The organism is Allobosea sp. GW822-FHT05A11 (assembly GCF_058800455.1).
The window spans coordinates 1-25,299 of sequence record NZ_JBXAMI010000007.1 but is presented as its reverse complement, the minus strand read 5'-3'; the positions used below and the strand labels follow the sequence as shown (position 1 = coordinate 25,299).

The 25,299-nt window shown below is 67.3% G+C and carries 26 protein-coding genes; 12 read left to right on the top strand and 14 right to left on the bottom strand.

The features are described 5' to 3' along the window. Positions 1-34 precede the first annotated feature (34 nt). The gene (locus tag AC1RLU_RS22180) at positions 35-1,048 is read left to right on the top strand and encodes a Gfo/Idh/MocA family protein (protein ID WP_492798589.1); all 1,014 of its coding nucleotides are present in this window, start codon (positions 35-37) and stop codon (positions 1,046-1,048) included. 9 nt (positions 1,049-1,057) lie between these two features. Here AC1RLU_RS22180 and AC1RLU_RS22175 read toward each other — a convergent pair whose 3' ends face one another. The 5 genes from AC1RLU_RS22175 to pdxH all read right to left on the bottom strand — a co-directional run bounded on the left by AC1RLU_RS22175 (position 1,058) and on the right by pdxH (position 3,911). Then, the gene (locus AC1RLU_RS22175; protein WP_348521636.1) at positions 1,058-1,327 is read right to left on the bottom strand and encodes a hypothetical protein; all 270 of its coding nucleotides are present in this window, start codon (positions 1,325-1,327) and stop codon (positions 1,058-1,060) included. A 183-nt stretch (positions 1,328-1,510) separates the two neighbouring features. After that, positions 1,511-1,954 carry a TIGR02301 family protein gene (locus tag AC1RLU_RS22170; protein ID WP_091858284.1) on the bottom strand — a complete coding sequence of 148 codons (444 nt, stop codon included), beginning with the start codon at positions 1,952-1,954 and terminating at the stop codon, positions 1,511-1,513. Next, positions 1,951-2,433: an NUDIX hydrolase gene (locus AC1RLU_RS22165; RefSeq protein ID WP_492798263.1), complete on the bottom strand. Its 483-nt coding sequence runs from the start codon at positions 2,431-2,433 to the stop codon at positions 1,951-1,953. Before AC1RLU_RS22165 ends, AC1RLU_RS22170 begins: the two co-directional genes overlap by 4 nt. A 73-nt stretch (positions 2,434-2,506) precedes the next feature. Next, positions 2,507-3,229, bottom strand: coding sequence for an SDR family NAD(P)-dependent oxidoreductase (locus tag AC1RLU_RS22160; RefSeq protein ID WP_082617531.1), 723 nt, complete (start codon positions 3,227-3,229; stop codon positions 2,507-2,509). A gap of 67 nt (positions 3,230-3,296) precedes the next feature. Next, positions 3,297-3,911, bottom strand: a complete 615-nt coding sequence (gene pdxH, locus AC1RLU_RS22155) for a pyridoxamine 5'-phosphate oxidase (protein ID WP_091858281.1) — start codon at positions 3,909-3,911, stop codon at positions 3,297-3,299. 124 nt (positions 3,912-4,035) lie between these two features. Here pdxH and AC1RLU_RS22150 point away from each other — a divergent pair, with 124 nt between their 5' ends. The 5 genes from AC1RLU_RS22150 (at position 4,036) to AC1RLU_RS22130 (ending at position 7,233) form a co-directional block, all read left to right on the top strand. Continuing rightward, positions 4,036-4,506 carry an RT0821/Lpp0805 family surface protein gene (locus AC1RLU_RS22150; RefSeq protein WP_492798261.1) on the top strand — a complete coding sequence of 157 codons (471 nt, stop codon included), beginning with the start codon at positions 4,036-4,038 and terminating at the stop codon, positions 4,504-4,506. Positions 4,507-4,658: 152 nt separating this feature from the next. After that, the gene (locus tag AC1RLU_RS22145) at positions 4,659-5,597 is read left to right on the top strand and encodes a DnaJ C-terminal domain-containing protein (protein WP_492798259.1); all 939 of its coding nucleotides are present in this window, start codon (positions 4,659-4,661) and stop codon (positions 5,595-5,597) included. Between the two features lie 155 nt (positions 5,598-5,752). Continuing rightward, positions 5,753-6,592, top strand: a complete 840-nt coding sequence (fabI, locus tag AC1RLU_RS22140; RefSeq protein WP_061968686.1) for an enoyl-ACP reductase FabI — start codon at positions 5,753-5,755, stop codon at positions 6,590-6,592. Positions 6,593-6,664: 72 nt separating this feature from the next. Then, a complete protein-coding gene (locus AC1RLU_RS22135) occupies positions 6,665-6,919 on the top strand; it encodes an AbrB/MazE/SpoVT family DNA-binding domain-containing protein (RefSeq protein ID WP_492798257.1) in 255 nt (84 codons plus the stop codon). Continuing rightward, the gene (locus AC1RLU_RS22130) at positions 6,913-7,233 is read left to right on the top strand and encodes a type II toxin-antitoxin system PemK/MazF family toxin (protein WP_492798255.1); all 321 of its coding nucleotides are present in this window, start codon (positions 6,913-6,915) and stop codon (positions 7,231-7,233) included. Before AC1RLU_RS22135 ends, AC1RLU_RS22130 begins: the two co-directional genes overlap by 7 nt. A 13-nt stretch (positions 7,234-7,246) precedes the next feature. Here the strand turns inward: AC1RLU_RS22130 and folK are convergent, their stop codons facing one another. The 3 genes from folK to folP are packed head-to-tail and all read right to left on the bottom strand — an operon-like array spanning position 7,247 to position 8,965. After that, a complete protein-coding gene (folK, locus tag AC1RLU_RS22125) occupies positions 7,247-7,762 on the bottom strand; it encodes a 2-amino-4-hydroxy-6-hydroxymethyldihydropteridine diphosphokinase (RefSeq protein ID WP_492798253.1) in 516 nt (171 codons plus the stop codon). Further along, on the bottom strand, positions 7,752-8,126 hold the full coding sequence (gene folB, locus AC1RLU_RS22120; protein WP_061968682.1) for a dihydroneopterin aldolase: 375 nt from the start codon (positions 8,124-8,126) through the stop codon (positions 7,752-7,754). The genes folK and folB overlap by 11 nt, the downstream gene beginning before the upstream one ends. Further along, a complete protein-coding gene (folP, locus tag AC1RLU_RS22115) occupies positions 8,123-8,965 on the bottom strand; it encodes a dihydropteroate synthase (RefSeq protein ID WP_492798252.1) in 843 nt (280 codons plus the stop codon). The genes folB and folP overlap by 4 nt, the downstream gene beginning before the upstream one ends. A 150-nt stretch (positions 8,966-9,115) precedes the next feature. Between folP and AC1RLU_RS22110 the strand changes: the two genes are divergently transcribed. After that, positions 9,116-9,712: a histidine phosphatase family protein gene (locus AC1RLU_RS22110; protein WP_061968679.1), complete on the top strand. Its 597-nt coding sequence runs from the start codon at positions 9,116-9,118 to the stop codon at positions 9,710-9,712. A 239-nt stretch (positions 9,713-9,951) separates the two neighbouring features. Beyond that, positions 9,952-13,971: a Pls/PosA family non-ribosomal peptide synthetase gene (locus tag AC1RLU_RS22105; protein ID WP_492798250.1), complete on the top strand. Its 4,020-nt coding sequence runs from the start codon at positions 9,952-9,954 to the stop codon at positions 13,969-13,971. A 13-nt stretch (positions 13,972-13,984) separates the two neighbouring features. Here the strand turns inward: AC1RLU_RS22105 and AC1RLU_RS22100 are convergent, their stop codons facing one another. Beyond that, a complete protein-coding gene (locus AC1RLU_RS22100; protein ID WP_492798248.1) occupies positions 13,985-14,770 on the bottom strand; it encodes a pseudouridine synthase in 786 nt (261 codons plus the stop codon). Positions 14,771-15,145: 375 nt separating this feature from the next. Between AC1RLU_RS22100 and aroC the strand changes: the two genes are divergently transcribed. Both aroC and ribB read left to right on the top strand, forming a co-directional pair. Further along, positions 15,146-16,264 (top strand): chorismate synthase, encoded by a 1,119-nt coding sequence (aroC, locus tag AC1RLU_RS22095; protein ID WP_142114671.1) that lies wholly within the window; start codon positions 15,146-15,148, stop codon positions 16,262-16,264. A gap of 104 nt (positions 16,265-16,368) precedes the next feature. Next, a complete protein-coding gene (ribB, locus tag AC1RLU_RS22090; protein WP_492798246.1) occupies positions 16,369-17,649 on the top strand; it encodes a 3,4-dihydroxy-2-butanone-4-phosphate synthase in 1,281 nt (426 codons plus the stop codon). Between the two features lie 16 nt (positions 17,650-17,665). Here ribB and AC1RLU_RS22085 read toward each other — a convergent pair whose 3' ends face one another. Continuing rightward, on the bottom strand, positions 17,666-18,595 hold the full coding sequence (locus AC1RLU_RS22085) for a histone deacetylase family protein (protein ID WP_492798244.1): 930 nt from the start codon (positions 18,593-18,595) through the stop codon (positions 17,666-17,668). Positions 18,596-18,817: 222 nt separating this feature from the next. Between AC1RLU_RS22085 and AC1RLU_RS22080 the strand changes: the two genes are divergently transcribed. After that, positions 18,818-19,414 carry a L,D-transpeptidase gene (locus tag AC1RLU_RS22080; protein WP_061968670.1) on the top strand — a complete coding sequence of 199 codons (597 nt, stop codon included), beginning with the start codon at positions 18,818-18,820 and terminating at the stop codon, positions 19,412-19,414. A gap of 136 nt (positions 19,415-19,550) precedes the next feature. Here the strand turns inward: AC1RLU_RS22080 and AC1RLU_RS22075 are convergent, their stop codons facing one another. The 4 genes from AC1RLU_RS22075 to AC1RLU_RS22060 form a co-directional block, all read right to left on the bottom strand. Next, positions 19,551-19,760, bottom strand: a complete 210-nt coding sequence (locus tag AC1RLU_RS22075) for a hypothetical protein (protein ID WP_113587189.1) — start codon at positions 19,758-19,760, stop codon at positions 19,551-19,553. A 198-nt stretch (positions 19,761-19,958) separates the two neighbouring features. Further along, positions 19,959-21,335 carry an aspartate aminotransferase family protein gene (locus tag AC1RLU_RS22070; protein WP_061968668.1) on the bottom strand — a complete coding sequence of 459 codons (1,377 nt, stop codon included), beginning with the start codon at positions 21,333-21,335 and terminating at the stop codon, positions 19,959-19,961. Between the two features lie 156 nt (positions 21,336-21,491). After that, positions 21,492-22,955 carry an amidase gene (locus AC1RLU_RS22065; RefSeq protein ID WP_492798241.1) on the bottom strand — a complete coding sequence of 488 codons (1,464 nt, stop codon included), beginning with the start codon at positions 22,953-22,955 and terminating at the stop codon, positions 21,492-21,494. A 6-nt stretch (positions 22,956-22,961) separates the two neighbouring features. Continuing rightward, entirely contained in the window at positions 22,962-23,426 is a 465-nt protein-coding gene (locus AC1RLU_RS22060; RefSeq protein WP_061968665.1) for a MarR family winged helix-turn-helix transcriptional regulator, read from the bottom strand. Between the two features lie 134 nt (positions 23,427-23,560). Between AC1RLU_RS22060 and AC1RLU_RS22055 the strand changes: the two genes are divergently transcribed. After that, positions 23,561-25,189, top strand: coding sequence for a long-chain-fatty-acid--CoA ligase (locus AC1RLU_RS22055; protein WP_492798239.1), 1,629 nt, complete (start codon positions 23,561-23,563; stop codon positions 25,187-25,189). The last annotated feature ends 110 nt before the right edge of the window (positions 25,190-25,299 follow it).

The window sequence follows — 25,299 nt, the reverse complement described above, 5'->3', positions numbered from 1 at the left end:
CTTGGCGCAGGACAAGCCATTCGGCTGGGGGATCATGGGCACCGGTGCCATCGCCGGGCTCTTCGCCGCCGATCTCGACCTGCTGCCGCAGGCGCGCATCGTTGCTGCTCATTCGCGCTCCCTTGAGAAGGCGCAGAGCTTTGTCGCGCGCTTCGACGGGGCGAAGGCCTATGACGACGAAGCCGCTTTTCTCGCCGATCCCGCGATCGATGCGGTCTATATCGCGACGCCCAACCATCTCCACGCCGCGCAGGCGCTGAAGGCCATCGCCGCCGGCAAGGCGGTGCTGATCGAGAAGCCGATCGCGTTGGCGAGTGATGATGTCGAGGCGATCGCGCAGGCGGCAGGCAAGCGCGGCGTCTTCGCGATGGAAGCCCTGTGGAGCCGTTTCCTGCCGGCGGTGCACCGGGCGCGAGAGCAGATCTCCGCAGGCCGTATCGGTGCAATCCGGCGCATCCGGGCCGATCTCTCCTATCTCCATCCCGAGGAACCGGGCAGCCGCTTCTACGATCCGGCTCTCGGGGGTGGAGCTGCCTTCGATCTCGGCGTCTATCCGGTGTCGCTGGCCCTGCATCTGCTCGGCGAGCCGGAGGCCGTGAGGGGAAGCTGGCTCGCCGCCGGCGCCGGCGTCGACCGGCGCAGCAGCTTCCGGTTGGACTATCCGACGGCGGTCGCGGAACTCTCCTGCGGTTTCGACCGGAACGGAGCGAACCGGCTCCTGATCGAGGGCGAGGCCGGCGGGCTCATTCTCGAGGCGCCATTCCTGAAGGTGCAGCGGTTGTCGTGGTATGCCGATGCCGACAAGGCAGTCGCGGCTTACGATCGCGGGCCTGGTAGCCTGGCGCGTCTGCTCGACCGCTTGCCTCAGTCAGGGCGGCTCAGCGAAAGCTTCGCCTTTCCCGGCAATGGCCTTCAGTTCCAGGCGCAAGCCGTGATGGCGGCAGTGCGTGCGGGGAAGAGCGCCAGCGCGCAGATGCTGCTCGGCGAAAGCGCGGCCGTGCTGCGGATCATCGAGGCGGTAAGGGCCGGGCCGGCGGGGGCGGCCTGACCGGTTTGTTCAGTGCCGCGTGCCGCAGGTGAAGGCGCCGCAGCGGACCTTGTCGGCCAGCGTCTCGGCGAAGGTGGCGGTCGCGTCCTCGCCATAGGTCTCGACCAGCGTGCGAAGCGCTGCGAACAGCGCGGCATGGGCCATGGCGTCGGGATCGAGCCCGTCCTGCTGCGCCTCGTTGAACGCGTCCTCGACATAGCCATAGGCAACGCGGCGGACGTCGCCATGGTCCTCGGCGAGATTCGGGTCGAGCATCGTGTCGTCTGGCTGGATCGGCATCGAAACGGGACTCTTCAGCCTTCTGTCTGGCGCGAATCGCGGCGGTTTTGCCCCGGATCGCGACGGTTGGGCGATGCCCAAGACATAAGCCGTGCCAGAGCGGCACGCTACCATGGCCTTTAAGAAAGGTTAACGCGACCGGAAGAATCCGGTGGAAGTGCGCATTCCGGCAACAGCTGTTGCCTATCCGCCATAGCGCCCGGCGAGCGCGCGCGACAGCACCTCGCCTTCGGCTGCAAGTCGGGAAGAAGCCTCCTGGCTTGCCTCGGTACAGGAGCGATGGGTCAGGGAATAGGCCTTGAAGCCGCGATTGAAGGCTGAGGTTAACCGGTCGCGGCGCTGCGGCGTCCGGCCCTCGGCCTCGATCAGCGCGCTCATCCGCGCGCGCCAGTCCTGGGCCTCCCGCCCGCCGCAGAGCGTCCGGAGATAAGCCAGGGAACCCATGATCTCGGAGAGCTGCAGGAGCTGCGGCTCATAGGGCGGAGCGGTCGGTTCCGGGGCAGGCTGCTCGGCAGGCTTGGCTGCGGGCGGCTTCGCGGCCGGCTGTGACCGCTGCTGCGCCGCGGCCGCCATCGGCAGCAGCAGGAGCGCAACCAGAAGCGCCGAATGGCGAAGCCCGATTCTCATGGTGCGGGGATATCCGCGATGAAGAGCTGGTGGGCGCGGCGCAGCACGTCGCCGAGCTCGCGCGTCGTCGCCAGCCCGCCGAGCTTCAGCGGGTCGGCCCACATCACCGCGCCCGCCTCAGGCCCCGTCCGCGGTTCGCCGGAGAGCCACTCGCCAACGAAGGAAGCGACGACGAAATGATGCGTCACGGCGCCCTTTGCATCGCGGCCGAAGATCTCGACATGGCGGTTGAAGCCAAGGATGCGGGCGGCTACGCCGACCTCTTCCTCCAGCTCGCGCAGGGCCGCTTCTTCAAGCGTCTCGCCGGCCTCGACCTTGCCGCCCGGAAGCGACCAGAGACGGTCGGCTGGAGGTTTCGTCCGTGTCGCCAAGAGCACCTTTCCGTCGCGGAAGACGGCGACGGAAGCCGCCAGCACCGGCCGGGCCGCGGCCCGGCCGGGCGTCGGGAAGCGGATGACCTGGCCGCCATCTCCCATCATGGCGCCGGGTTTTTGTTGGGTCGCATTTTCTTCACGCGAACCGGTATCCACTTCGCTTGAAAATGCTCACGCATCAAACGTGCTGCCCGCCATTGATGTGAAGCTCCGAGCCGGTGACGTAGCTCGACTGGTCGGTGCAGAGGAAATAGATCGCCTTGGCGACCTCGTCGGTCTTGCCCAGGCGCTTCATCGGCAGGGTCGCGACGATCTTCTCGGTACCCGGCGAGAGGATGGCGGTATCGATCTCGCCGGGCGAGATCGAGTTCACGCGGATGCCGAACGGCCCGAAATCGGCCGCCATCTCGCGGGTGAGGCTGGCGAGAGCCGCCTTGGAGGTGGCGTAGGCGGCGCCCGCGAAGGGGTGCACGCGCGAGCCGGCGATCGAGGTGACGTTGACGATCGCGCCCTTCGCTACGGTGAGCTCGTCGAGCAGGCCGCGCGCCAGCATGATCGGCGCGAAGAAATTGACCTGGAAGACCTTGTGCCAGTCGTTGAAGGAGGTCGTGGCGGCGCCCAGCCGCTCGCCCTTCGGGCCCTTCGGCGAGATGCCGGCATTGTTGACCAGCGCGTTGAGCTTGCCGCCCTCTGCCGCGAGGCGCTTCTTGATCTCGGCGATGCCGCGCATCGTGTCCTCGGGGTCGCCGAGATCGATCTGGACATGGTCGTCGGCGCCCGACGGCCAGGGGCATTTGTCGGAGAAGGCCTGGCGCGAGCAGGACAGGATGCGCCAGCCCGCCATGGCGAACTGCATCACTGTGGCATGGCCGATGCCGCGGCTCGCCCCGGTCAAAAGCATGACCGGGCGTTTGCCGGCTTCGGTCTTCGGGAAATCGAACTTGGGCATCGCCATGGGGCAGGTGTCCTCAGGGGTAGAAGCGCGTCTTCGTCCAGGACGCGTCGGGCGCGTCGCGGCGGAAGATGATGCGGTCATGCAGGCGGAAGGCGCCGTCGCGCCAGAACTCGATATAGGTTGGGGTGATGCGAAACCCGCGCCAGTAGGGCGGACGCGGAATCTCGCCGATGCCGAATTTCAGCGTATAGCTCGCGACAGCCTTCTCGAGCGCGAAGCGGCTTTCCAGCGGGCGCGACTGCTGCGAGGCCCAGGCGCCGATCCGGCTGTCGCGCGGGCGGGACTGGTAATAGGCATCCGATTCGGCATCGCTGACGAGCGTCACCGTGCCGCGGATGCGGATCTGCCGGCGCAGGCTTTTCCAGTGGAACAGGGCGGCGGCCTTGGGCTGGCCGAGCAGTTCCTGGCCCTTCTGGCTTTCGGTGTTGGTGTAGAACACGAAACCGTCCGGTCCGTGGCCCTTGAGCAGCACCATGCGGCTGTTGGGCATGCCCTCGGCATCGACGGTCGAGAGCGCCATGCCGGTCGGGTCGTTCGGCTCGGATTTCGTGGCCTCGTCCAACCACTTCTGGAACAAGGCGAAAGGCTCGTTTTCCTCGGTGAAGTCACCGCTCGTTAACGGTTGCACGTTCTAATCCTCGGTCAGTGGAAATGGGCGTCGGGCGAGCGCAGAAGTGATCCGGATTCGGGCGGCTGGTTTATATAGGGCAGGGGCGGGGGCGTTCCAAAGCCTCAACCGTTGCGCAGCCCCCATGCGCCCGCTGGCTGCCGCGGTGCTGCTGGGGCTGTTCGGCGCCGGCTGTTCGGTCTCCTTCCCCATCCTCGGCCTGTCGAGCAAGAGCGAGGACGAGGTTGCCGCGACCTCGGCGATGACGACCTCCTCGGTCCTGCCGGCGCGTGGCGGCGACCGCGCCAGTGCGCTTGCGGGCCTGTCCTCCGAGCTCGGGCCGGAAGACATGCGCCGCGCCGACGGGGCGATGGCCGTGGCGCTCGATCCCCAGGGCAACGGCGCTCCTGTTTCCTGGGACAATCCCCAAAGTGGCATCAAGGGCTCCTTCATCCCGGTCGGTGGCCCTTTCCTGCGCTCCGACGAAATCTGCCGCGCCTTCATCGCCAGCGTCGAGACGCAAAGCCGGCCGGTCAAGTTGCAGGGCACGGCCTGCCGCCCTTCGGGCGGCGAGTGGGCGGTCAAGGACATGGAGCCCTGGAAGGGCCTGGGCTGAAGCTTTTCACCTGGCTTGCCTTGCCGCGAGGCCGGGTGCAGAACGGCCCCCGCCAGGTGTTGCGCACACGCCACACCGCCCCCACATTGGGCGAGGCGGACGGCTGGCGGTTCTCGCGCCGGCCGTTCGACTTTGTCTGAAAGAGGTTTTGGATGCGCGATCCCTATCAGGTTCTGGGCGTTGCCCGCGGCGCGAGCGATGCGGAGCTGAAGAAGGCCTTCCGCAAGCGCGCCAAGGAGCTGCACCCGGACCGCAACCGGGACGACCCGAAGGCGCAGGACAAGTTCTCCGAGCTCAACGCCGCCTATGAAATCGTGGGCGACGAGACCAAGCGCAAGCAGTTCGACCGCGGCGAGATCGACGCCGAGGGCAAGCCGCGCTTCCAGGGCTTCGAGGGCATGGGCGCCGGCCGGGGCGGGCGCAGCGGCGGCTTCGAGTTCAATTTCGGCCAGGGCGGCGGCGGCCATCCCTTCGGCGGTCGCGGCGGCCCGGGCGGGGGCGGGGGCGATGCCGGCTTCGACGCCTCCGACATCTTCTCCTCGCTCTTCGGCGAGGCCGGCCGGCGCGCCCGCGGCAAGCCCGAGCCGCAGAAGCCGCCGGAGCAGAGTTTCACGCTGGAGGTCACGCTGGCGCAGGCCGCGACCGGCGGCACGCGCCGGGTCAAGCTGCCGGGCGGGCGCGAGGTCGAGATCACCATCCCCGTGGGGGTGAGCGACGGCAAGGTGATGCGCCTGCGCGGGCTCGGCCAGATCGATCCGTACTCCGGCGAGGCCGGCGATGTGATGATGACCATCAAGGTCAAGCCGGATTCCCGCTTCGCGGTCGATGGCAACGACCTGCGCACCCGCGTCGCGGTGCCGCTGGCCAAGGCCGTGCTCGGCGGGCCGCTGCATGTGCCGACGCTGACCGGCGCGGTCGAGATGAACATCCCGCCGCTGACCGGCACGGCCCGGCAGTTCCGCCTGCGCGGCAAGGGCCTGAAGGGCGAGAAGGGCGCGGTCGGCGATCTCTTCGTCGCCATCGATATCGAGATGCCGGCGAGCGACGCGGAGCTGACGGCGCTGATGAAGGGGCGGGACGAGGCGAACTGAGCCGGCTCGGGCGCCGTTGCAGCCGAAAACGAGCCGCGCGGGCTACGGATCGCCGCCTTATGCGTGATTCAGCCGTGGAGGCGGGCATCAAAGCGGTTCCCGTTTCCCTGCGACTGTTCTAAGAGACCTGCTCATCGTTCATCTGCGGGTTTCCCATGCCTGATTCCAACGCCGTTTCGCCGACCGCCAATCTCCTGAAGGGCAAGCGCGGGCTCGTGATGGGCGTCGCGAACAACCGGTCCATCGCCTGGGGCATTGCCAAGGCGGCAGCCGATGCGGGCGCTGAACTCGCCTTCACCTATCAGGGCGACGCGCTGAAGAAGCGGGTCGAGCCGCTCGCCAAGGAACTCGGCGGCCATGTCGTCGGCCATTGCGATGTCACCGACGGCGCGACCATCGACGCGGTCTTCGCCGAGGTCGAAAGGCTCTGGGGCAAGCTCGACTTCGTCGTCCACTGCATCGCCTTCTCCGACAAGGACGAATTGACCGGCCGCTATGTCGAGACCACCGAGGCGAATTTCTCCAAGTCGCTGCTGATCTCCTGCTATTCCTTCACGGCGATCACCCAGCGCGCCGAGAAGCTGATGCCCGATGGCGGCTCGCTGCTGACGCTGACCTATTACGGCGCCGAGAAATGGATGCCGCATTACAACGTCATGGGCATCGCCAAGGCGGCGCTGGAATCGAGCGTGCAGTATCTCGCCGCCGATCTCGGCCCCTCAAAGATCCGCGTCAACGCGATCTCGGCCGGCCCGATCAAGACGCTGGCGGCCTCCGGCATCGGCGATTTCCGCTACATCCTGCGCTGGAACGAGTACAACTCGCCGCTGCGCCGCACCGTCACCATCGAGGAGGTCGGCGAGACCGCGGTCTTCCTCGTCTCCGACATGTCCCGCGGCATCACCGGCGAGATCATGCATGTCGACGCCGGCTACCATGTCGTCGGCATGAAGGTGCCGACCGCGCCGGACATCTCCCTCGACAAGGGCGAGTGAGAGACCGAGTCTGGTTATAACATTGTTGTAACCAGCCGGCGCGGCGCCTATATTGGCTTCCTGGAGGAAGCCATGCGCAGCGCGGTCAAGAAGATCGGCAATTCGGCGGGCATCGTCATTCCGAAGCCCCTTCTGGCAGAGATCGGGGCCAAGGCCGGGGACGGAGTCGAACTGACCGTCGAGCAAGGCCGCATCATCATCGAGCCGGTGCAGACGCGGGCTCGCGCAGGCTGGGCCGAGGATGCCAAGCGCCTCGCCGAAGTGGGGGATGACGCGCTGGTCTGGCCGGAATTCGGCAATGCCGAGGATGCCGAACTGACATGGTAAAGCGCGGCGAGATCTGGCTCGCCACGCTCGACCCAACAGTCGGCAGCGAAATCCAGAAGACGCGGCCCTGTCTCGTCATCTCGCCGCCGGAAATCCACGATCATCTGCGCACGGTCATCGTCGCACCCATGACCTCAAAGAGCCGTCCGGCCGGCTTCAGAGTTCCGATCTCCTTTCAGGGTACCGATGGGTTGGTCTTGCTGGAGCAGAGCCGTGCCCTCGACAAGACCCGGCTGATCAAGCGGCTGGGATCGGCCCCGCCGGCAACGCTCAGTCGTGCGCTAGCTGTCCTGCGAGAGCTCTACGAGGATTAACTTGCCCGGTGGCTCACGCCGCCAGCAGAGCCTTCAAACGATCCGTCGCGATATCGTCGCGGCGGATCGTTTCGTCTGTGGCCGCCGCCAGCAGCTCGGTGACGCTGCGCCCGCCGATCAGGCGCTGCGGCAGGATTTCGGCCAGCGGCGTCAGCACGAAGGCGCGCTCGGGGATGCGCGGATGCGGGATCTGCAGGCGCGCCTGGTCGATGATCGCGTCGCCATAGGTCAGGATGTCGATATCGAGCGTGCGTGGCCCCCAGCGCTCGCGGCGTTCCCGGCCGCCGGCGCGCTCCAGCTCCAGGCAGAAGGCGAGCAGGTCCTGCGGCGGCAAGGAGGTCTCGACCAGCGCGGCCATATTGAGGAATTCCGGCTGGTCGGTCTTGCCCCAGGGCGGCGTGCGATAGATCGAGGATAGCTGGCCGAGCGTGATGTCGGGATGCGCGCGCAGCCCCTTCAGCGCCGCGGCGAAGGCCGCGACGGGGTCGCCGATATTGCCGCCGAAGGCGAGTGCGGCCTCAACCTTCACGCTGGAACCTCAGCTGGATGCCAACCGAGCCGAGCGTCGCCGGGATCGGCGGCGCCGGCTTGCGCAGGGTGACCTCGACGGCCTCGATCGTCGGGAAGGCATCGAACAGCGCCAGTGCGACGGCGCGCGCCGCGCCTTCCAGCAGGTGGTAGCGGCGGGCCGTGAAGGCTTCGGCGACGATCGCGACGGCGCGGCCGTAATCGACGGTGTCCGTGAGGCGATCGCTGGCGGCGGCGGCGCGCAGGTCGACATCGAGCACGAGGTCGATGACGAAGCGCTGGCCGAGCCGCTCCTCCTCCGAGAAGAAGCCGTGATAGGCGTAGATGTCGAGTTTCTCGATCAGGATGCGGCCGGTTTCGCTCACAGGTCTGCTTTCATGCTGTCTTCGATGGCGGCCCAGGTCTTGAGCGCGTCGATATGCGGGGCAACGTCATGGGCGCGGATGATGGCGGCGCCGCGGCTCGCGCCATAGAGATGCGCGGCGATGCTGGCGGCGAGCCGCTCGGCCGGAACCTCCCGGCCGGTGATGCGCCCGAGCGTCGATTTCCGGGAGGCGCCGAGCAGGACCGGGCAGCCGAGCACGGCGAGCCGGTCGAGATGGCGGATCAGGTCGAGATTCTGGCGTGCGGTCTTGCCGAAGCCGATGCCGGGATCGACCACGATCTGGCTTCGCGGCAGGCCGGCTTGCGTGGCGATCGTGATCGAGCGCTCGAGGAAACGCAGCACCTCCTCGAAGATGTCGAGCGAGGCGTCGATCGTGTCGCGGTTATGCATCAGGATGATCGGCGCGCCGGCTCGCGCCGCGACCTCGGCGATGCGCGGATCGCGCTGGGCGCCCCAGACATCGTTGACGATCGAGGCGCCGGCTGCGAGCGCCGCTTCCGCCACGTCGGCCTTGTAGCTGTCGATCGAGATCGGCGTGTCGATCCGCGCCTTCAACCCGACGATGACCGGCAGCACGCGCGCCATCTCGGTCGCGGCATCCACGGTGGCGTGGCCGGGCCTTGTCGACTCGCCCCCGATATCGACGATGGCCGCGCCTTCCGCGGCGAGGCGCGCGCCATGGGCGATCGCCGCCTCGGCATTCTTCAGCAATCCGCCATCCGAGAAGGAATCGGGCGTGATGTTGACGATACCCATGACGAGCGGCGTCGCGGAAAGCGCGAGGCTGCGGCCGTCGGGCAAGGTGAGGGCAGGGGACATGCGGTTCCGCTGGTGATTGGCAAGGGCGCTATACACAGGCCGTGTAAATTCGGCCACAGAAAGCGGCCAATTGTCGCCATCGGCTGAAAGCATGGCTGCGGGCGGCGCAAGGGCTTTGACCCTGTCCGCGGCAGCGTGCAGAAGCCCCGCATGGTCCCGCTCTCGCTGCCTCACCGTCTCATCCTCGTCCGCCATGGCGAAACCGACTGGAATCGGGAAGGCCGGCTGCAGGGTGGTCAGGACATCCCGCTGAATGATCTCGGTCGCCGCCAGGCCGCCGAGGCCGCCGGTCGGTTGAAGGCGTTGGAGCCGGCTTACGCCGATCTCGCCTATATTGGCTCGCCGATGCAGCGGGCGCGCGAGACCATGGACATCCTCCGCCGCGAACTCGCCCTGCCGGCCGGCGAATACCGCATCGACGACCGCCTGCGCGAATTGACCTTCGGCGAATGGGAAGGTTTCACCTGGCGCGACGTCCGCAAGGCCGAGCGCGAGCAGGCGCATCTGCGCGAGCGCGACAAATGGGGCTTCGTGCCGCCGGGTGGCGAGAGCTACCGCATGCTGGCCGAGCGCGTGCGGCCGGTTCTCGAAGGATTGCAGCGCGAGACGGTGATCGTCAGCCATGGCGGCGTGGCGCGGGCGGTGCTCGCCCTGGTCGGGGCGGTGGCGCCGCGCGAGGCCTCGATGGTCGAGATCTGGCAGGGCAAGCTGCTCGTCGTCAGCGGGAACAAGGCCGACTGGCTCTGAGTTAGCACGCAGCCGGGCCGTGGCATTCATGGCCCGTTCACCCGTGATTTTGCAGGGAGAATATGCTAGCGAGACAAGCGTGATGCGGCGGCCTGCCCGGTCGGGGGGCTCACGCGGATGTCGCGATGCACAGGCGACGATTCCGGTTTTCTTCACGAGGTGCGTGATAAGGCGCCAGAGGGCCGAGGGCAGGACCTGCCGCGGCATCAGCGACGGGCCTTTCAGCGCAGCGGGGCGCGATGAACGATATGACGAAGCTGTCGGCGGCGTCTGACGCGGCTGCTGCCAACACACTCGCCATGCTGGCAGGCGAGAAGCGTCCCGATCTGATTCGGGACGAGGTGCTGGCCGAGATTTTCGCAGCGACCGCCGCGCTGCGCCCTGACCATCCCGCCCTCACGGATCTCGAGCGGCGCCTGAGCTATGCCGAGGTCTGGGCTGCCGCTGGCCGGCAGGCACGCGGCCTCCAGCTCGCGGGCATCGGCCCGGGCGACATGGTCGGCCTGTGGATGCCGCGCGGCATCGACCTTCTTGTCGCGCAGATCGCGATCACGCGCGCCGGCGCGGCCTGGATTCCCTTCGACGCGGAGGCGCCGGTCGAGCGCATCGCGACCTGCCTCGACGATGCCCAGGCCAAGGGCATCGTCACCTGCACCGGCTGGGCCGGTCGGGCCGAGGCGACGGAGCGCGCCGTCTGGACCCCTGAAGGTCTTGCCGCCGGTGCTGACGGAACCGAGCCGCCGGCGCGACCGGCCGGCCTGACCGCCGATCATCCGGCCTATCTGATCTACACCTCGGGCTCGACGGGCACGCCCAAGGCGATCGTCATCAGCCACCACAACATCTGCCATTTCCTGCGCTCCGGAAACGCGCTCTACGGCTTCGGGCCGGACGATGTCGCTTTCCAGGGGGCGTCGGTCGCCTTCGACCTGTCGATGGAGGAGATCTGGACGCCCTATCTCGTCGGCGCGACCCTGTTCGTCGCCTCGCCCGAGATGATGGGCGATGCCGAGAAGCTGCCGGCGATCCTCAACGAGGCCGGCGTCACCATCATCGACACCGTGCCGACGCTGCTCGGCATCCTGCCGGCCGACGTGCCCTCGCTGAAACTGATCTTGCTCGGCGGCGAGGCGCTGCCGCCCGCGATCGTGCAGAAATGGTCGAAGCCCGGCCGGCGCATCCTCAACACCTATGGCCCGACCGAAGCGACCGTCGTCGCGACGGCGGCTGAGGTCGTCCCCGGCGAGACCGTGACCATCGGCAAGCCGATCCCGAACTACACGGCTTACGTCGTCGGCGAGGACATGCGTCTCGTCCAGCCGGGCGAGCAGGGCGAATTGCTGATCGGCGGCCCAGGCGTCGCCAAGGGCTACCATGGCCGGCCGGAGCTGACGGCCGAGAAGTTCATCGCCAACCCCTTCGCCGGAGTTGCGGGCGGGGGCGATCCCATCCTCTACCGCTCGGGCGACGCGGTCAGCCTCGACGCCGACGGCAACATCGTCTTCCACGGCCGCATCGACGACCAGATCAAGATTCGTGGCTTCCGCGTCGAGCTCGGCGAGATCGAATCGAAGCTCGCCGACGAACCCGGCGTCGGGCAGGCCGCGGTCGTGCTGCGCACGGATGACGGCATCGAGCGGCTCGTCGCCTTCGTCGTGCCGGAGCCCGGTGTCGCGGTCGACGGCCCGGCGCTGCGCGCGGCCCTGCGCGAGAAACTGCCGCCCTATATGGTGCCCGCGCATTTCGAGGCGGCGGGCTCGCTGCCGCGCATGGTCTCCGGCAAGGTCGACCGCAAGATGCTCAAGGCGGCGCCGCTGACGGCGCCGAGCGCCGATGGCGAGCAGGAGCCGCCGCGCAATGCCACGGAAGCCGCGCTGCTGGAGGCGGCCAAGCGCGTGCTCGGCACGGCGAGCCTGCCGCTGGAAGCCGATTTCTTCATCGATCTCGGCGGCCACTCGCTGCTCGCCGCCCGCTTCATCTCGATCGTGCGCGAGACCCCGGCCTATGCCGGCATCACGCTGCAGGACGTCTATGGCGCCCGCACCTTGCGGGCGATGGCGGCGCTTCTCGACGAGCGCGGCGTCGCGGTGGCCGAGGACCTATCCTTCACGCCGCCGCCCTTCCTGCGGCGCTTCCTCTGTGGGCTTGCGCAGGCGGTGGCGCTGCCGGTCATCATCGGCCTGGCGACCGCGCAATGGCTCGGCGTCTTCGTCACCTACATGATCCTCTCGGGCGAGGACCTGCCGCTGCTCGGCCAGATCTTCGCGCTGCTCGGCGTCTATGTTGCGATCATCGTCGTGACAGGCCTGATTGCCATCGCCCTGAAATGGCTCGTGCTCGGCCGGACGAAGCCGGGCGTCTATCCGCTCTGGGGCGTCTATTATTTCCGCTGGTGGTTCGCCGCCCGCGTCGCCGGGCTGGTCCACATCAAGTGGCTGCAGGGCACGCCGGTGATGCGCTTCTACTGGCGTCTGCTCGGCGCCAAGGTCGGGCGCGACGTCATCATCTCCGATTACGAGGCCGGCGCCATCGACCTGATCGAGATCGGCGACTTCACGACCTTCGGCTCCAAGACCACCTTCGCCAATGGCGAGGCGATCGGCGACAAGCTGGTGATCGGCCGCATCACCATCGGCAAGGACGTCTCGGCCGGCGCCTCCGTGGTGCTCGGCCACGATTCGGTAATCGGCAACCACGCTGAAATCGGCGACCTGACAGCCATTCAGCCCGGAGCCCATGTCGGCGAAGCCGAGATCTGGGACGGCACGCCCGGCCGCAAGATCGGCACGGTCGATCTCGCCGCGCTGCCGCCGCAGGCCGAAGCCTCGGCGGGCCGCCGCGCGCTCATGACGGCCTTCTACATCCTGATGCTGGTGGTGCTGCCGCCGGTCAGCCTGCTACCGATCTTCCCGGCCTTTTGGCTGTTCGACAAGATCGACTACTTCATCGCCGGCTGGACCGATATCAGCTATCTCTGGTTCCTGCCGATCCTGACCTGGCCGACTGCGATCGGCCTGATCGCCTTCACCGTGCTGCTGATGGCTGCCTTGCGTTGGGCGATCCTGCCGCGCGTGACCTCGGGCTCCTGGTCGATCCATTCCGGCTTCTACGCCCGCAAATGGACGGTCGCCCTGGCGACCGAGGTGACGCTGGAGACGCTCTCCTCGCTCTTCGCCACCATCTATATGCGTGCCTGGTACCGACTGATGGGCGCCAGCATCGGCAAGGGCGCGGAGATCTCGACCAATCTCTCGGGACGCTATGACCTGACCGGCATCGGCGCAGGCAACTTCATCGCCGACGAGGTCGTCTTCGGCGACGAGGACATGCGCCGCGGCTACATGCGCCTCGACGCGACGCGCACCGGTGATCAGGTCTTCGTCGGCAATGACGCGGTGGTGCCGCCGGGCGCCGTCATTCCCGATCGCGTGCTGATCGGCATCAAGTCCAAGCCGCCCGCCAATGATCGCATGCAGCCGGGCGATACTTGGTTCGGCTCGCCGCCGATCCGTCTGCCGACGCGGCAGAAGGTCGATCTCGGCGCCGACTGGACCTACAAACCCTCCTTCGCCAAGCAGTTCGGGCGCGGCGTCTTCGAGGCGCTGCATACCTCCTTCCCGGCGATGCTGTTCATCACCTTCGGCACGATCGCGGTCGACATGGTCTTGCAGCAGAAGATCAACGAGGGCGATTGGTTCGGCCTCGTGCTCTCCTTCATGGGCGTTGCCATGGCGATCGCCATCGTCCAGGCGCTGATCTGCGCCGCCGTGAAATGGCTGATGATGGGCGTCTACAAGCCCGTGATGAAGCCGATGTGGTCGTGGTGGGCGATGCGCACCGAGGCGGTCGCGGTGATGTACTGGGGCCTCGGTGGCAAGGTGCTGTTCGACTACCTGCGCGGCACGCCCTTCCTGCCCTGGTTCCTGATGCTGTTCGGCGCGAAATACGGCAAGGGCGTCTGGCTCGACTCGACCGATATCACCGAGTTCGACTGCATCAAGGTCGGCGATTTCTGCACGGTGAACGCCCATTCGGCGCTGCAGACCCATCTCTACGAGGATCGGGTGATGAAGGTCGGGCGCGTGCGGCTCGGCAAGGGCGTCTGCGTCGGCGCCGGCGCGACCGTGCTCTACGACACCCATGTCGGCGACTACGCCCAGATCGGCTTGCTCACCGTGATCATGAAGGGCGAGAACCTGCCGGCGCATACGCGCTGGGAGGGCGCCCCGGCAGCGCCGGCGAAGGGGCCGGCGCACTGACGGAGCCGGCTGCTCAGGCCATGTTGATGCGAAGCTTGCCGACGGGATAGCCGGCAAGCGGCAGTGTGGTTTCCTCAGGGGCCAATTCGCGGACGGCGCCCTTGGCGAGATCGCCGAGTTCGAGTTCGCCGATCCTGACCCGGACGAGGCGCAGCACCGCGGCGCCGGCCGCTTCGACGATCCGCCTGATCTGCCGGTTGCGGCCCTCGTCGATCACCATCTCGACCCAGGCATTGCGCTCCCCGCAGCGCAGCAGGGCGGCCGAACGGATCGACAGCACCTCGTCTCCATCGACCGCTCCCTCTCTCAGCCTGGCCATGAAGGCGTCGTCCGGCACGCGGTCGATCTGGACATGGTAGGTCTTGTCGACCCCGGAGGCGGGATCGAGGATACGCTGCGCCCAGCGCGTGTCGTTGGTCATCAGCAGCAGACCCTCGCTCGCCATGTCCAGGCGCCCGACCGGGGCGAGATGCGGCAGGTCTTTGCCCTCCAGGCAGGCATAGACGGTCTGGCGCCCTTCCGGGTCGCTTGCGGTCGTCACCATGCCGCGCGGCTTGTTGAGCATCAGATAGATCCGCCGCACCGCCGTCACCGGCTGGCCGTCGACCGTCAGCCGCGCCCGCTGCGGATCGATACGCAATTCGACCTGCCGCACGCTGCGGCCGTCGACCGTGACGCGCCCCTCGCGCACCAGCTTCTCGGCCTGTGTCCGCGAGCAATAGCCGAGCTTGGACAGCGCGCGGGCAAGGCTGACGCTGGCCGTCGATGCCGGCGCTGGGCGCCTGCGGAGAAATCTCATGATGAGTCTGGCCGTTGATCGCAGTGCCCTGAACAGGACTGGCCGCGCTCGAGTGGTCGCGGCGGGCCAATGCTGGGGCAGCGGGGCGGCTTCGTCGCGGAAGCCCGTCTATGTCGGAAAACATGTGGCGCGACGCCTGCAATCAGGCCGGTCGTCGCCGGATCGACCCCGAAGCGGCCCTGTCGGGCAGCTCGGGGCTAGGCTCCCGCGATGATGGGGCTCCCGGGGCGCCAGGAGCGCGAGGGGCAGGACGTCCGGCTCATGGCTGCGTTGAAGCGGCCAGGGCAGGCCTTGTCAATGACCATCGCGCCCCTTGCGGGGTTTCGCCGCGCGCCGATCCGGCTTAAGAGCCGGTAGGAAACGTATCGGGCTCCCATGTCGCATAACAGCTTCGGCCACCTCTTCCGCGTCACCACCTTCGGCGAGAGCCATGGCCCGGCCATCGGCTGCGTCGTCGACGGCTGCCCGCCGCTGCTGCCGTTGACCGAGGCGGATATCCAGGGCGATCTCGATCGCCGCCGGCCCGGCCAGTCGCGCTTCACCACGCAGCGCCAGGAGCCGGACCAGGTCCGCATCGTCTCCGGCGTCTTCGCCCGCGAGAGCGACGGCGTGCAGGTCACGACCGGCACCTCGATCGGGCTGATGATCGACAATGTCGACCAGCGCTCGAAGGATTATTCCGAGATCAAGGACAAGTACCGGCCGGGCCACGCCGACTACACCTATGACGTCAAATACGGCATCCGCGACTATCGCGGCGGCGGGCGCTCCTCGGCGCGCGAGACGGCGATGCGGGTCGCCGCCGGCGCCATCGCCCGCAAGGTCGTGCCGGGCATGATCGTGCGCGGCGCCCTCGTGCAGATGGGGCCGCACAAGATCGACCGCGCCAACTGGGATTGGGACGAGATCGGCCGCAACCCGTTCTTCTGTCCCGACGCCAAAGCCGCGGCCTTCTTCGAGAGCTATCTCGACGGTGTCAGGAAATCCGGCTCCTCGATCGGTGCCGTGCTGGAGATCGTCGCCGAGGGCGTGCCGGCGGGGCTGGGCGCGCCGATCTACAGCAAGCTCGATTCCGAGATCGCCGCGGCGCTGATGAGCATCAATGCGGTCAAGGGCGTCGAGATCGGCGAGGGCTTTGGCGCGGCCGAGCTTTCCGGCGAGGCCAACGCCGACGAGATGCGCGCCGGCAATGACGGGCGCCCGCTCTTCCTCTCCAACCATGCCGGCGGCATTTTGGGCGGCATCTCGACCGGCCAGCCGATTGTCGCGCGTTTCGCGGTGAAGCCGACCTCGTCGATCTTGGCGACGCGCGCGACCGTGACGCGCACCGGCGGCGAGGCCGAGATGTTCACCAAGGGCCGCCACGACCCTTGCGTCGGTATCCGCGCCGTACCGGTCGGCGAGGCGATGGTCGCCTGCGTGCTGGCCGACCAGTATCTGCGCCATCGCGCACAGGTCGGCGTCGTCGAGCCGCGCTGGCCGTTCCAGGAGTGAGGCGGAACGGCTTTTGCCGCTGCGTCGCATCTTGCATTTCAGCAATACTGAAAATGCATTGATCGTTCATTGCAGGTGAAGTGGCGCCGTATTAGTTTCACGGCATGAAGCTCGACGTCTGGCTCCGGCAGAACAAGATCGCACGCAGCGCCTTTGCCAGGCAGGTCGACCTGTCGCCGGCCAGCGTCACCGCGCTCTGCAATGATCCGGCCGCCTGGATCTCCCGCGAAAGCGCCGAGCGCATCACCGCCGCCACCGGCGGCGCCGTCACCCCCAATGATTTCCTCGGCCTGTCCGGGCCGCGCGAGGCTGCCATGTCCAATAATGTCGCCGAGACCATCGAAGCCTTTGCCCGTGGCGAGATCGTCATCGTCACCGATGACGACGATCGCGAGAACGAAGGCGATCTCATCGTCGCCGCCTCGCTCTGCACGCCGGAGAAGATGGCCTTCATCATCCGCAACACCTGCGGCATCGTCTGCGCGCCGCTGACCGCGGGCGAGGCCCGGCGCCTGCGCCTCGATCCGATGGTCTCGTCGAACGATGCCCCGCTCGGCACGGCCTTCACCATCACGGTCGACGTCAAGCACGGGCTGACCACCGGCATCTCGGCCGAGCAGCGTAACAACACGGTCCGCGCGCTCGCCAACGGCAATATGGGCGCTGCCGATTTCGTCCGCCCCGGCCATGTCTTCCCGCTCATCGCCAAGGATGGCGGCGTGCTAATGCGCTCCGGCCATACCGAGGCCGCGGTCGACCTGTGCAAGCTCGCCGATCTCCCGCAGGTCGGCGTCATCTGCGAGCTCGCCAATGACGACGGCACGGTGATGAAGGGCGCGCAGATCACCGCCTTCGCCGAGAAGCACGGTCTCAAGCAGATCACCGTCGCGGACCTGATCGCCTATCGCCAGCTGCGCGAGAAGCTGGTCGAGCGCGTGCATTCCTTCCCGGTCAAGACCGAGTTCGGCGATGTCACCGGCCATGTCTATGTCACGCCTTTCGACAGCACCCAGCATTTCGCCTTCGTCATGGGCAAGCTCGGCGACGGCGAGAAGGTGCCGGCCAGGCTGCACCGCGCCGACGTGGTGGCCGACGTGCTCGGTGGCGCCGGCTCGATCCAGTGCGCGCTGCGGCGCTTCCAGCAGGAAGGCAAGGGCGTGCTGATCTACCTGCGCGACGGCAGCGCCGGCGTGCCGATCAAGAGCGTCGACGAAGAAGGTTCGGACGAATTGCGGATTCAGCAATGGCGCGAGGTCGGTCTCGGTGCGCAGATCCTGCGCGATCTCGGCGTCCGCTCGATCGTGAATCTGGCCTCCTCGCCGCGTTCCTTCGTCGGCCTCTCCGGCTTCGGCATCGAGATCGCCGAGACGTCGCCGCTGGAATAGGCGGCGCTTCGGGCGTTCAGCCCTCCATCAGCGCCGAGACATGGGCGGCGGTCGATTTCGCAAGAGCGTCGAGATCGTAGCCGCCCTCCAGCACCGAGACGATGCGGCCTCCGGCATGGCGGTCAGCAGCCTCCATCAGCTTCGAGGTTGCCCAGGCGAAATCAGCCTCGCGCAGGTTGAGGTCGGCGAGCGGATCGCGCCAATGCGCGTCGAACCCGGCCGAGATCACCACGAGATCGGGGCGGAACGCATCGATCCGCGGCAGGATCGCGGTCTCGAAGGCCTCGCGGAATTCGTCGGAGCCGTCCCCGGCCCGCAAGGGGGCGTTGACGATCGTGCCTTGCGCACCGCGCTCCGAGGCCGCGCCGGTGCCGGGATAGAGTGGCATCTCGTGCACGGAGGCGTAGAGCGCGCTGGCATCGTCCCAGAAGATGTCCTGCGTGCCGTTGCCGTGATGCACGTCCCAGTCGACGATGGCGACACGCTCGGCCCCATGCGCCTTCTGCGCGTGGCGCGCCGCGATAGCGGCATGGTTGAAGAAGCAGAAGCCCATCGCGTGTTCGCGCTCGGCATGGTGGCCGGGCGGGCGCATCGCGACGAAGGCGTTGCGCGCCTTGCCGGCCATCACCTCGTCGACGGCCGCGACCGCGCCGCCGACACCGCGCAACGCCGCCTCGATCGTACCGGGCGACATCAGCGTATCCGCATCGACCTGCACGAACCCGGCCGCAGGCGCGGAGGCGATCAGCGCCTGCGCGTAGGATGCCGGGTGGCACAGCGCCACCTGGTCGAGCGTGCCGAGCGGCGCTTCCAGCCGAATCAGTGCCGCGAAGCGCTCGGCTTCCAACGCCTGTTCGACCGCCTTGATCCTGTCGGCGCATTCGGGGTGGCCCGCCGGCATTGCATGCGCACGGCTTGCCGGGTGGGTGAAGAGCAGGGTCGTCAAGAGCCGTTATCCGCGCGCTGGAGCGGGCCAAAGGGTCATGCGTGGCCGGTTTGCCACGCCAAGCCGCCTTCCGAACGCCTGAAAGGGAACCGGATTGCGCCATCGCCGTTTGAGGCCTAGTGCTTCGCCGGACGGCCGCTTTTGGATAAGCGCTGGGCCGATACGAAGCGTTAACGTTCGATTCATCATAAAGGCTGCCTTCGGGTCGGCTCGGTGGGGACTATGAAGAAGACCGTTTTCGTAGCACTGGCGCTGTCAGCCCTGCTCGGCGCCTGCCAGTACAAGAGCGTCAGCGCGCCGGAGCTGTCAGCCCGCGATGCCGAATATATCGCGCTCGTCCCCAAGTTCGACACCTACCTGCCCTATCTCCCTTACGAGATCGCCGATCCGACCGGGCAGGCGCCCGGTACGGTCTATGTCGATACGAAGGAGAAGTTCCTCTACCTCGTCCTCCCCAACAAGAAGGCGATCCGCTACGGCGTCGCCACCGGTGACGAGGCTTTTGGCTGGACCGGTGAGGCTGTGGTGCAGCGCAAGGCGGAATGGCCGCGCTGGACGCCGCCGGCCGAGATGGTCAAGCGCTGGCCGCATCTGAAGCCGGTTGCGGGTGGGATGAATGGCGGGCCGGAAAACCCGCTCGGCGCCCGCGCGCTCTATCTCTACCAGAACGGCCACGACACGCTCTACCGCATCCACGGCACCAACGAGCCGGAGACGATCGGCCGCTCGGCCTCGTCCGGCTGCATCCGGATGCGCAATATCGACGCGATCGACCTCTTCAACCGCGTGCCGGTCGGCGCGAAGGTCATCGTCGTCTGATCGCATCGAACATGTCGGAGATTTCAGCGGGCGGTCTTCGGGCCGCCCGTTTTCGTTGAGGCACCTCCCGCCCAAGAAAAAGGCCGGTGGGAGCAAGCTCCGCACCGGCCAAGTCATGGGTCTCGAAGGGGAGGTTTCAGTCGTGGAAACCGTGGCGGAGAACGCCGGGCAAATCGGCCTTGCGTGCTTCGCCGTGCTGTTTCAACGCAGGCGCGGCCTGTCGGGTTCCCGCGGCGACCGCCCGAATTGCGATCGGGCGGAAGCGGGAGGCATAGGTCGCCCGCGCCGTGGCGTCATGGAAACCCTTGCGGGCCGGTGTCGGGGCGTGCGTGTCGCGTTGAAACATGGCTCCTGACTCAGCTGATGACCTCATGCCGGCGGCTCGCGCCGGCCGGTCTTGCCTGTCTGACGGCGGATCGGGACGGCGCCGGGGCGCCTCTGTGATCTGTTCGTGGCGTTTTCGGGCTGATCCGCCACATTGCTGAACATGGAAAAGGCCGGGCGTCACCGCCCGGCCTTCCGTCGTTTCAGCGCTGAACGGCTGTCAGGCCAGCAGGCCTTCCGCCTTGGCCCAATTCAGGGTCTTGTCGAGGGCGCGTTCGCAGCGATTGAACATTTCCTCGATCTCGGCCTCGTTGATCACGAGCGGCGGGCAGAAGGCGAGGCGATCGCCCATGGCGCGGGTGATGAAGCCCTCCTCCAGCGCATAGGCGACGGCCTTGGCGCCGACGCCCTTCTTGCCTTCGAACGAGGCCTTGGTCTGCTTGTCCTTGACCAGCTCGGCGCCGCCGATCAGGCCGACGCCTTTGGCTTCGCCGACGAGCGGATGCTCGTTCAGCTTGTTCAGGCGGCGCAGGAAGGTCGGCGAGACCTTCTCGACATGCTCGACGATTCTGTCGCGCTGGTAGATCTCCAGCGTCTTGACCGCGACGGCACAGCCGACCGGATGGCCGGCATAGGTGTTGCCGTGGCCGAAGGTACCGATCTTGCGGCTCTGATCGACGAGCACGTCATAGATCTTGTCGTTCATCATCACGGCGCTGAGCGGGAAATAGGCCGAGGTGATCTGCTTGGCGAGCGAGATCGAGTCGGCGTTCATGCCGTAGGTTTCGGTGCCGAACATCTTGCCGGTGCGGCCGAAGCCGGTGATGACCTCGTCCGAGATGAACAGCACGTCGTACTTGGCGAGCACGGCGTTGATCTTCTCGAAATAGCCCTCCGGCGGGATGATCGCGCCGCCGGCGCCCATCACCGGCTCGGCGATGAAGGCGGCGACCGTGTCCGGCCCCTCGCGCAGGATCATCTCTTCAAGCTCGGCGGCGAGGCGCGACGAGAAGTCCTGCTCGCTCTCGCCGGGCTCGGCGAAGCGGTAGTGATGTGGGCAGGAGGTGTGCAGGATGCCGGGCAGCGGCAGGTCGAAATCGATATGGTTGTTCGGCAGGCCGGTCAGCGAGGCCGAGGCGACGGTGACGCCGTGATAGCCCTTCAGCCGCGAGATGATCTTCTTCTTCTGCGGCCGGCCGAGCGCGTTGTTCAGATACCAGACGATCTTCACCTGGGTGTCGTTGGCGTCGGAGCCGGAGGCGCCGTAGAACACCTTGGAGATCGGAACCGGGGCGATCTCCTTGAGTTTTTCGGCGAGCTCGATCGCCGGGTCATGGCTGCGTCCACCGAAGATATGGGTGAAGGGCAGCTTCTTCATCTGCTCATAGGCGGTCTCGACCAGTTCCTGGTTGGAATAGCCGAGCGAGGTGCACCAGAGCCCCGCCATGCCCTCGATATATTCCTTGCCGGTGGAGTCGTAGACATAGATGCCCTTGCCGCTCTCCAGGATCAGCGGGCCCGTCTGCCGATGCGTGGCGAGGTTGGTATAGGGATGGACGAGGGTCTCGATATCCCTGACGGCGACATTCGACAGCATGATGGGCTCCCGGTTCTGTTTAATATTCTTGCCAACATACGCTGATATGGTTGCAAATGTTGAGCGAATTTGACGCAGGGGACAGTAGACTCTGCCGCGGGGCGAGGGAAACGGAAAGGCCTCGCCTCAGGCGGGTGCAACCGCCCTCCGGGCGGTTCAGTTTGCGAGCGGCGGCGGCGTGAACCGCCCGCCCAGTTCTTCCAGCATCGCCCCGACGGCAATGGCGGTGCGATCCTCGCCGAAGGGCGCGATGATCTGGACGCCGAGCGGCAGGCCCTCGCGCGACCGCATGACCGGGGCCGACAGGGCCGGCAGGTCCGCCCCGGTGGCAAGCGCGGCCCAGAGCAGGAAGTCGAGATAGGGCCGCGGCTCGCCGTTCACGATCAGGCGGCGGGCATGGATGTCGGGGTCGTGATCATGCGGGATCGCGGCGACGGGGGCCGGCGGGCAGAGCACCACGTCGTAGCGCGAAAAGAAGCTGGCCCATTGCCGCTTCTGGGCGAGGCGGCGCTGGCTGACCTGCTGGTAGAGGCCGGGCGTCATCCGGGCGCCACGTGCTTGCAGGGCCTGGTGCGACAGGTCGTTCGGGCTGAAGCGTGCGGCCTGCGCCTGGATGCGGGCGCGCACCTTCGGCGGCAGGCCATAGGCGACGACGGCATGGTTCAGCAGCGCATAGATCTCGAACGCGTCCGCGAAGCGGATAGAGGGCCGCGCCGTCTCGTCGACGATGGCGCCGGCCTCGGCCAGGCGGCGCGCCGCCTCGCGCACGGCATCCGCGACCTCGCGGTCGACCGGCGCGAAGGGATCGTCGGCCCAGAGCGCGACGCGCAGGCCCTTCGCGCCGGTCCGACGCGGCTCAGGCAGCGCGGGCGTGGGCAGGGCCGTATCGCGAGGCCCGGCGATCACCGGCAGGATCAGGTCGAGATCCTCGGTGGCGCGGGTGATCGGGCCGGCGACCATCAGATCGACATTGCGCAGGGTGCGGCGCTCCGGCGGTGGCGGGATCGCGCCCCAGGTCGAGACCAGCCCCCAGCTCGTCTTGAGACCGAAGACGCCGCAGGCATGGGCCGGCCAGCGGATCGAGCTGCCGAGATCGGAGCCGAGCTCGAAGGCGCTCATCCCGGTCGCGACCGCGACCGCCGCCCCGCCTGACGATCCGCCGGGCGAGCGCGTCTCGTCCCAGGGGTTGTTGGTGACGCCATGGGCCGGGTTGTAGCTCTGGAAATCGCCGGAAAAGACCGGGACGTTCGTCTTGCCGATGATGACCGCTCCGGCGGCGCGCAGCCTTGCGACCGCGGCGGCATCCTCGGTCGGCACGCGCTCGCGATAGGCCGGCAACCCGCCGGAGGAGGGCAGGCCGGCGACGTCGAATGCATCCTTGATCGTGATCGGCAAGCCTTCTAGCGGGCGAGCGGTGCCGCTGGCGATGCGCTCATCCGAGGCTTTCGCCATTGCACGAGCGGCCTCGCGATCCTCGGCCACGATCGCGTTGAGGCGCGGGTTCAGCGCATCGATGCGGGCGAATGTCGCTTCGAGAAGATCGGTGGCGCTGAAGCGGCGGGCGAGCAGGGCCTCACGCAAGCGCGTGGCGGATGCGGTCAGGTCGATGCCATCAGCCATGGCCGCTCACTCGGCGTCGACGGCGCGGGCGAAATCGCGCCAGAGCAGCACCAGTCGGTCGAGTTCGACGAGATCGTCCGTTTCCAGCTTGCCGAGCGTGTTCGCGACGAAATCGCGCTGGGCGGCGATGCCGGCTTCGGCGAGCCGGCGGCCTTCCGGCGTCAGGTGCATGGCATAGGAGCGCCGGTCGCCAGCGATGGCGCGCCGCTCGACCAGCCCGGCCTGCACCAGCCTGTCGACCAGCCCGGAGACATTGCCCTTGGTGACGTAGAGCCGCTCGGCCAGTTCGCTCTGGCTGATGCCCTCCTGCTCGGTCAGGGTCGAGAGAAGGTCGAATTGCGGGATCGAGAGGCCGAGCGCGCGGATACGGGCCGTCATCTGCATGAGCATGCGCTGATGCAGCCGCATGAAGCGGAACCAGACCCGGTCCGGTTCCGTCGCGGCCTGCTGCACGATCTTCGGTGCGGTCATGGCGTTTCCCCCCGCTCTTGAAGGATCAGGCCTAAACCATCTGGCGGGCGCAGGCGAGCCTCCGATGGGATGACTTCCCTTTCGCGGGAGCGCGCCGCTATCCTCCGGGCAAACGGATTTGGGAGGATAAGCGCATGCTCGGCCTGATGCAGGACTGGCCCCTTCTGCTCCACCGCATCATCGACCACGCCGCCGTCCAGCACGGCACCCGCGAGGTGGTCAGCCGCGCCGTCGAGGATGGCTCCTTGAGACGGCGCAGCTATGCCGAGATCCGCAGCCGCGCGTTGAGCGTGGCGAAGCGCCTGCAGCGACAGGGCATCACGCTGGGCGACCGCGTCGCGACGCTGGCCTGGAACAGCGACCGCCATCTCGAGCTCTGGTACGGCATCAGCGGCATCGGCGCGATCACGCACACGGTCAATCCGCGGCTCTTCCCCGAGCAGATCGCCTGGATCGTCAACCACGCCGAAGACCGCCTGCTCTTCCTCGACCTGACCTTCGTGCCGATGGTCGAGGCGATCCAGGACAAGCTGCCGACGATCGAGCGCTATGTCGTGCTGACCGATGCCGCGCATATGCCGCAGACCAGCCTGAGGGGCGCTGTCGCCTATGAGGATTGGCTGGCCGAGGTCGATGACGATTTCGCCTGGGGCCGCTTCGACGAGAACACGGCGTCGGGGTTGTGCTACACCTCGGGCACGACCGGCGGGCCGAAGGGCGTGCTCTATTCGCATCGCTCGAACGTGCTGCATGCGATGACCTGGGCGACGCCGGATTATCTCAACCTGTCGTCGCGTGATTCGGTGATGCCTGTCGTGCCGCTGTTCCACGCCAACAGCTGGTCTCTGGCTTATTCCGCACCGATGACCGGCGCCAAGCTGGTGATGCCCGGCGCGAAGCTCGACGGCCCCTCGCTCCATGCCCTGCTGGAGGGCGAGGGCGTGACCATGACCGCGGCGGTGCCGACCGTCTGGCTCGGCCTGCTACAGCATCTGGAGGCGACGGAGGGTAAGCTCTCGACGCTGAAGCGCGTCGTCATCGGCGGCTCGGCCTGCCCACGCGCGATGACCGAGACCTTCGAGCGGAAATACGGCGTCACCGTCGCCCATGCCTGGGGCATGACCGAGATGAGCCCGCTCGGTTCCTTCTGCTCGGTGAAACCCGTCTACGAGCATCTGGAGGGCGACGCGCTCTACGATCTCAAGGTCAAGCAGGGACATCCCGGCTTCACGGTGGAATTCCGCCTGACCGACGATGCGGGGCGGGATCTCCCCTGGGACGGCAAGACGTTCGGCCGGCTCAAGATGCGCGGGCCCGCCGTGGCGAAAGCCTATTATCGGCGCGAGGACGAACCGACCCTCGACGAAGAGGGCTTCTTCGACACCGGCGATGTCGGCACGATCGACCCTGCCGGCTACATGCAGATCACCGACCGCTCGAAGGACGTGATCAAGTCCGGCGGCGAATGGATCTCCTCGATCGACCTCGAAAACCTCGCCATCGCTCATCCCGATGTGGTGGAAGCGGCGGTGATCGGCGTCGCCCATCCGAGATGGGACGAGCGGCCGCTGCTGGTGATCGTACCGAAGCCCGGCCGCGCGCCAGGCAAGGACGAAATGCTCGCCTTCATGACTGGCAAGATCGCGAAATGGTGGCTGCCGGACGATGTCGTGCTGGTCGAGGCGATCCCCCACACGGCGACCGGCAAGATCCAGAAGACGGCGCTGCGCGAGATGTTCAGGGATTACCGGCTGCCGGGGTGATGTGCGGCCAGCGCCGCATTCCTGAAACGCCAACGGCGCCCGTTGAGGGCGCCGCGCGTGTCGTGTTCGAGGATGTTCGCAGGCTTGGTGGCCTCAGAACTCCTCCCATC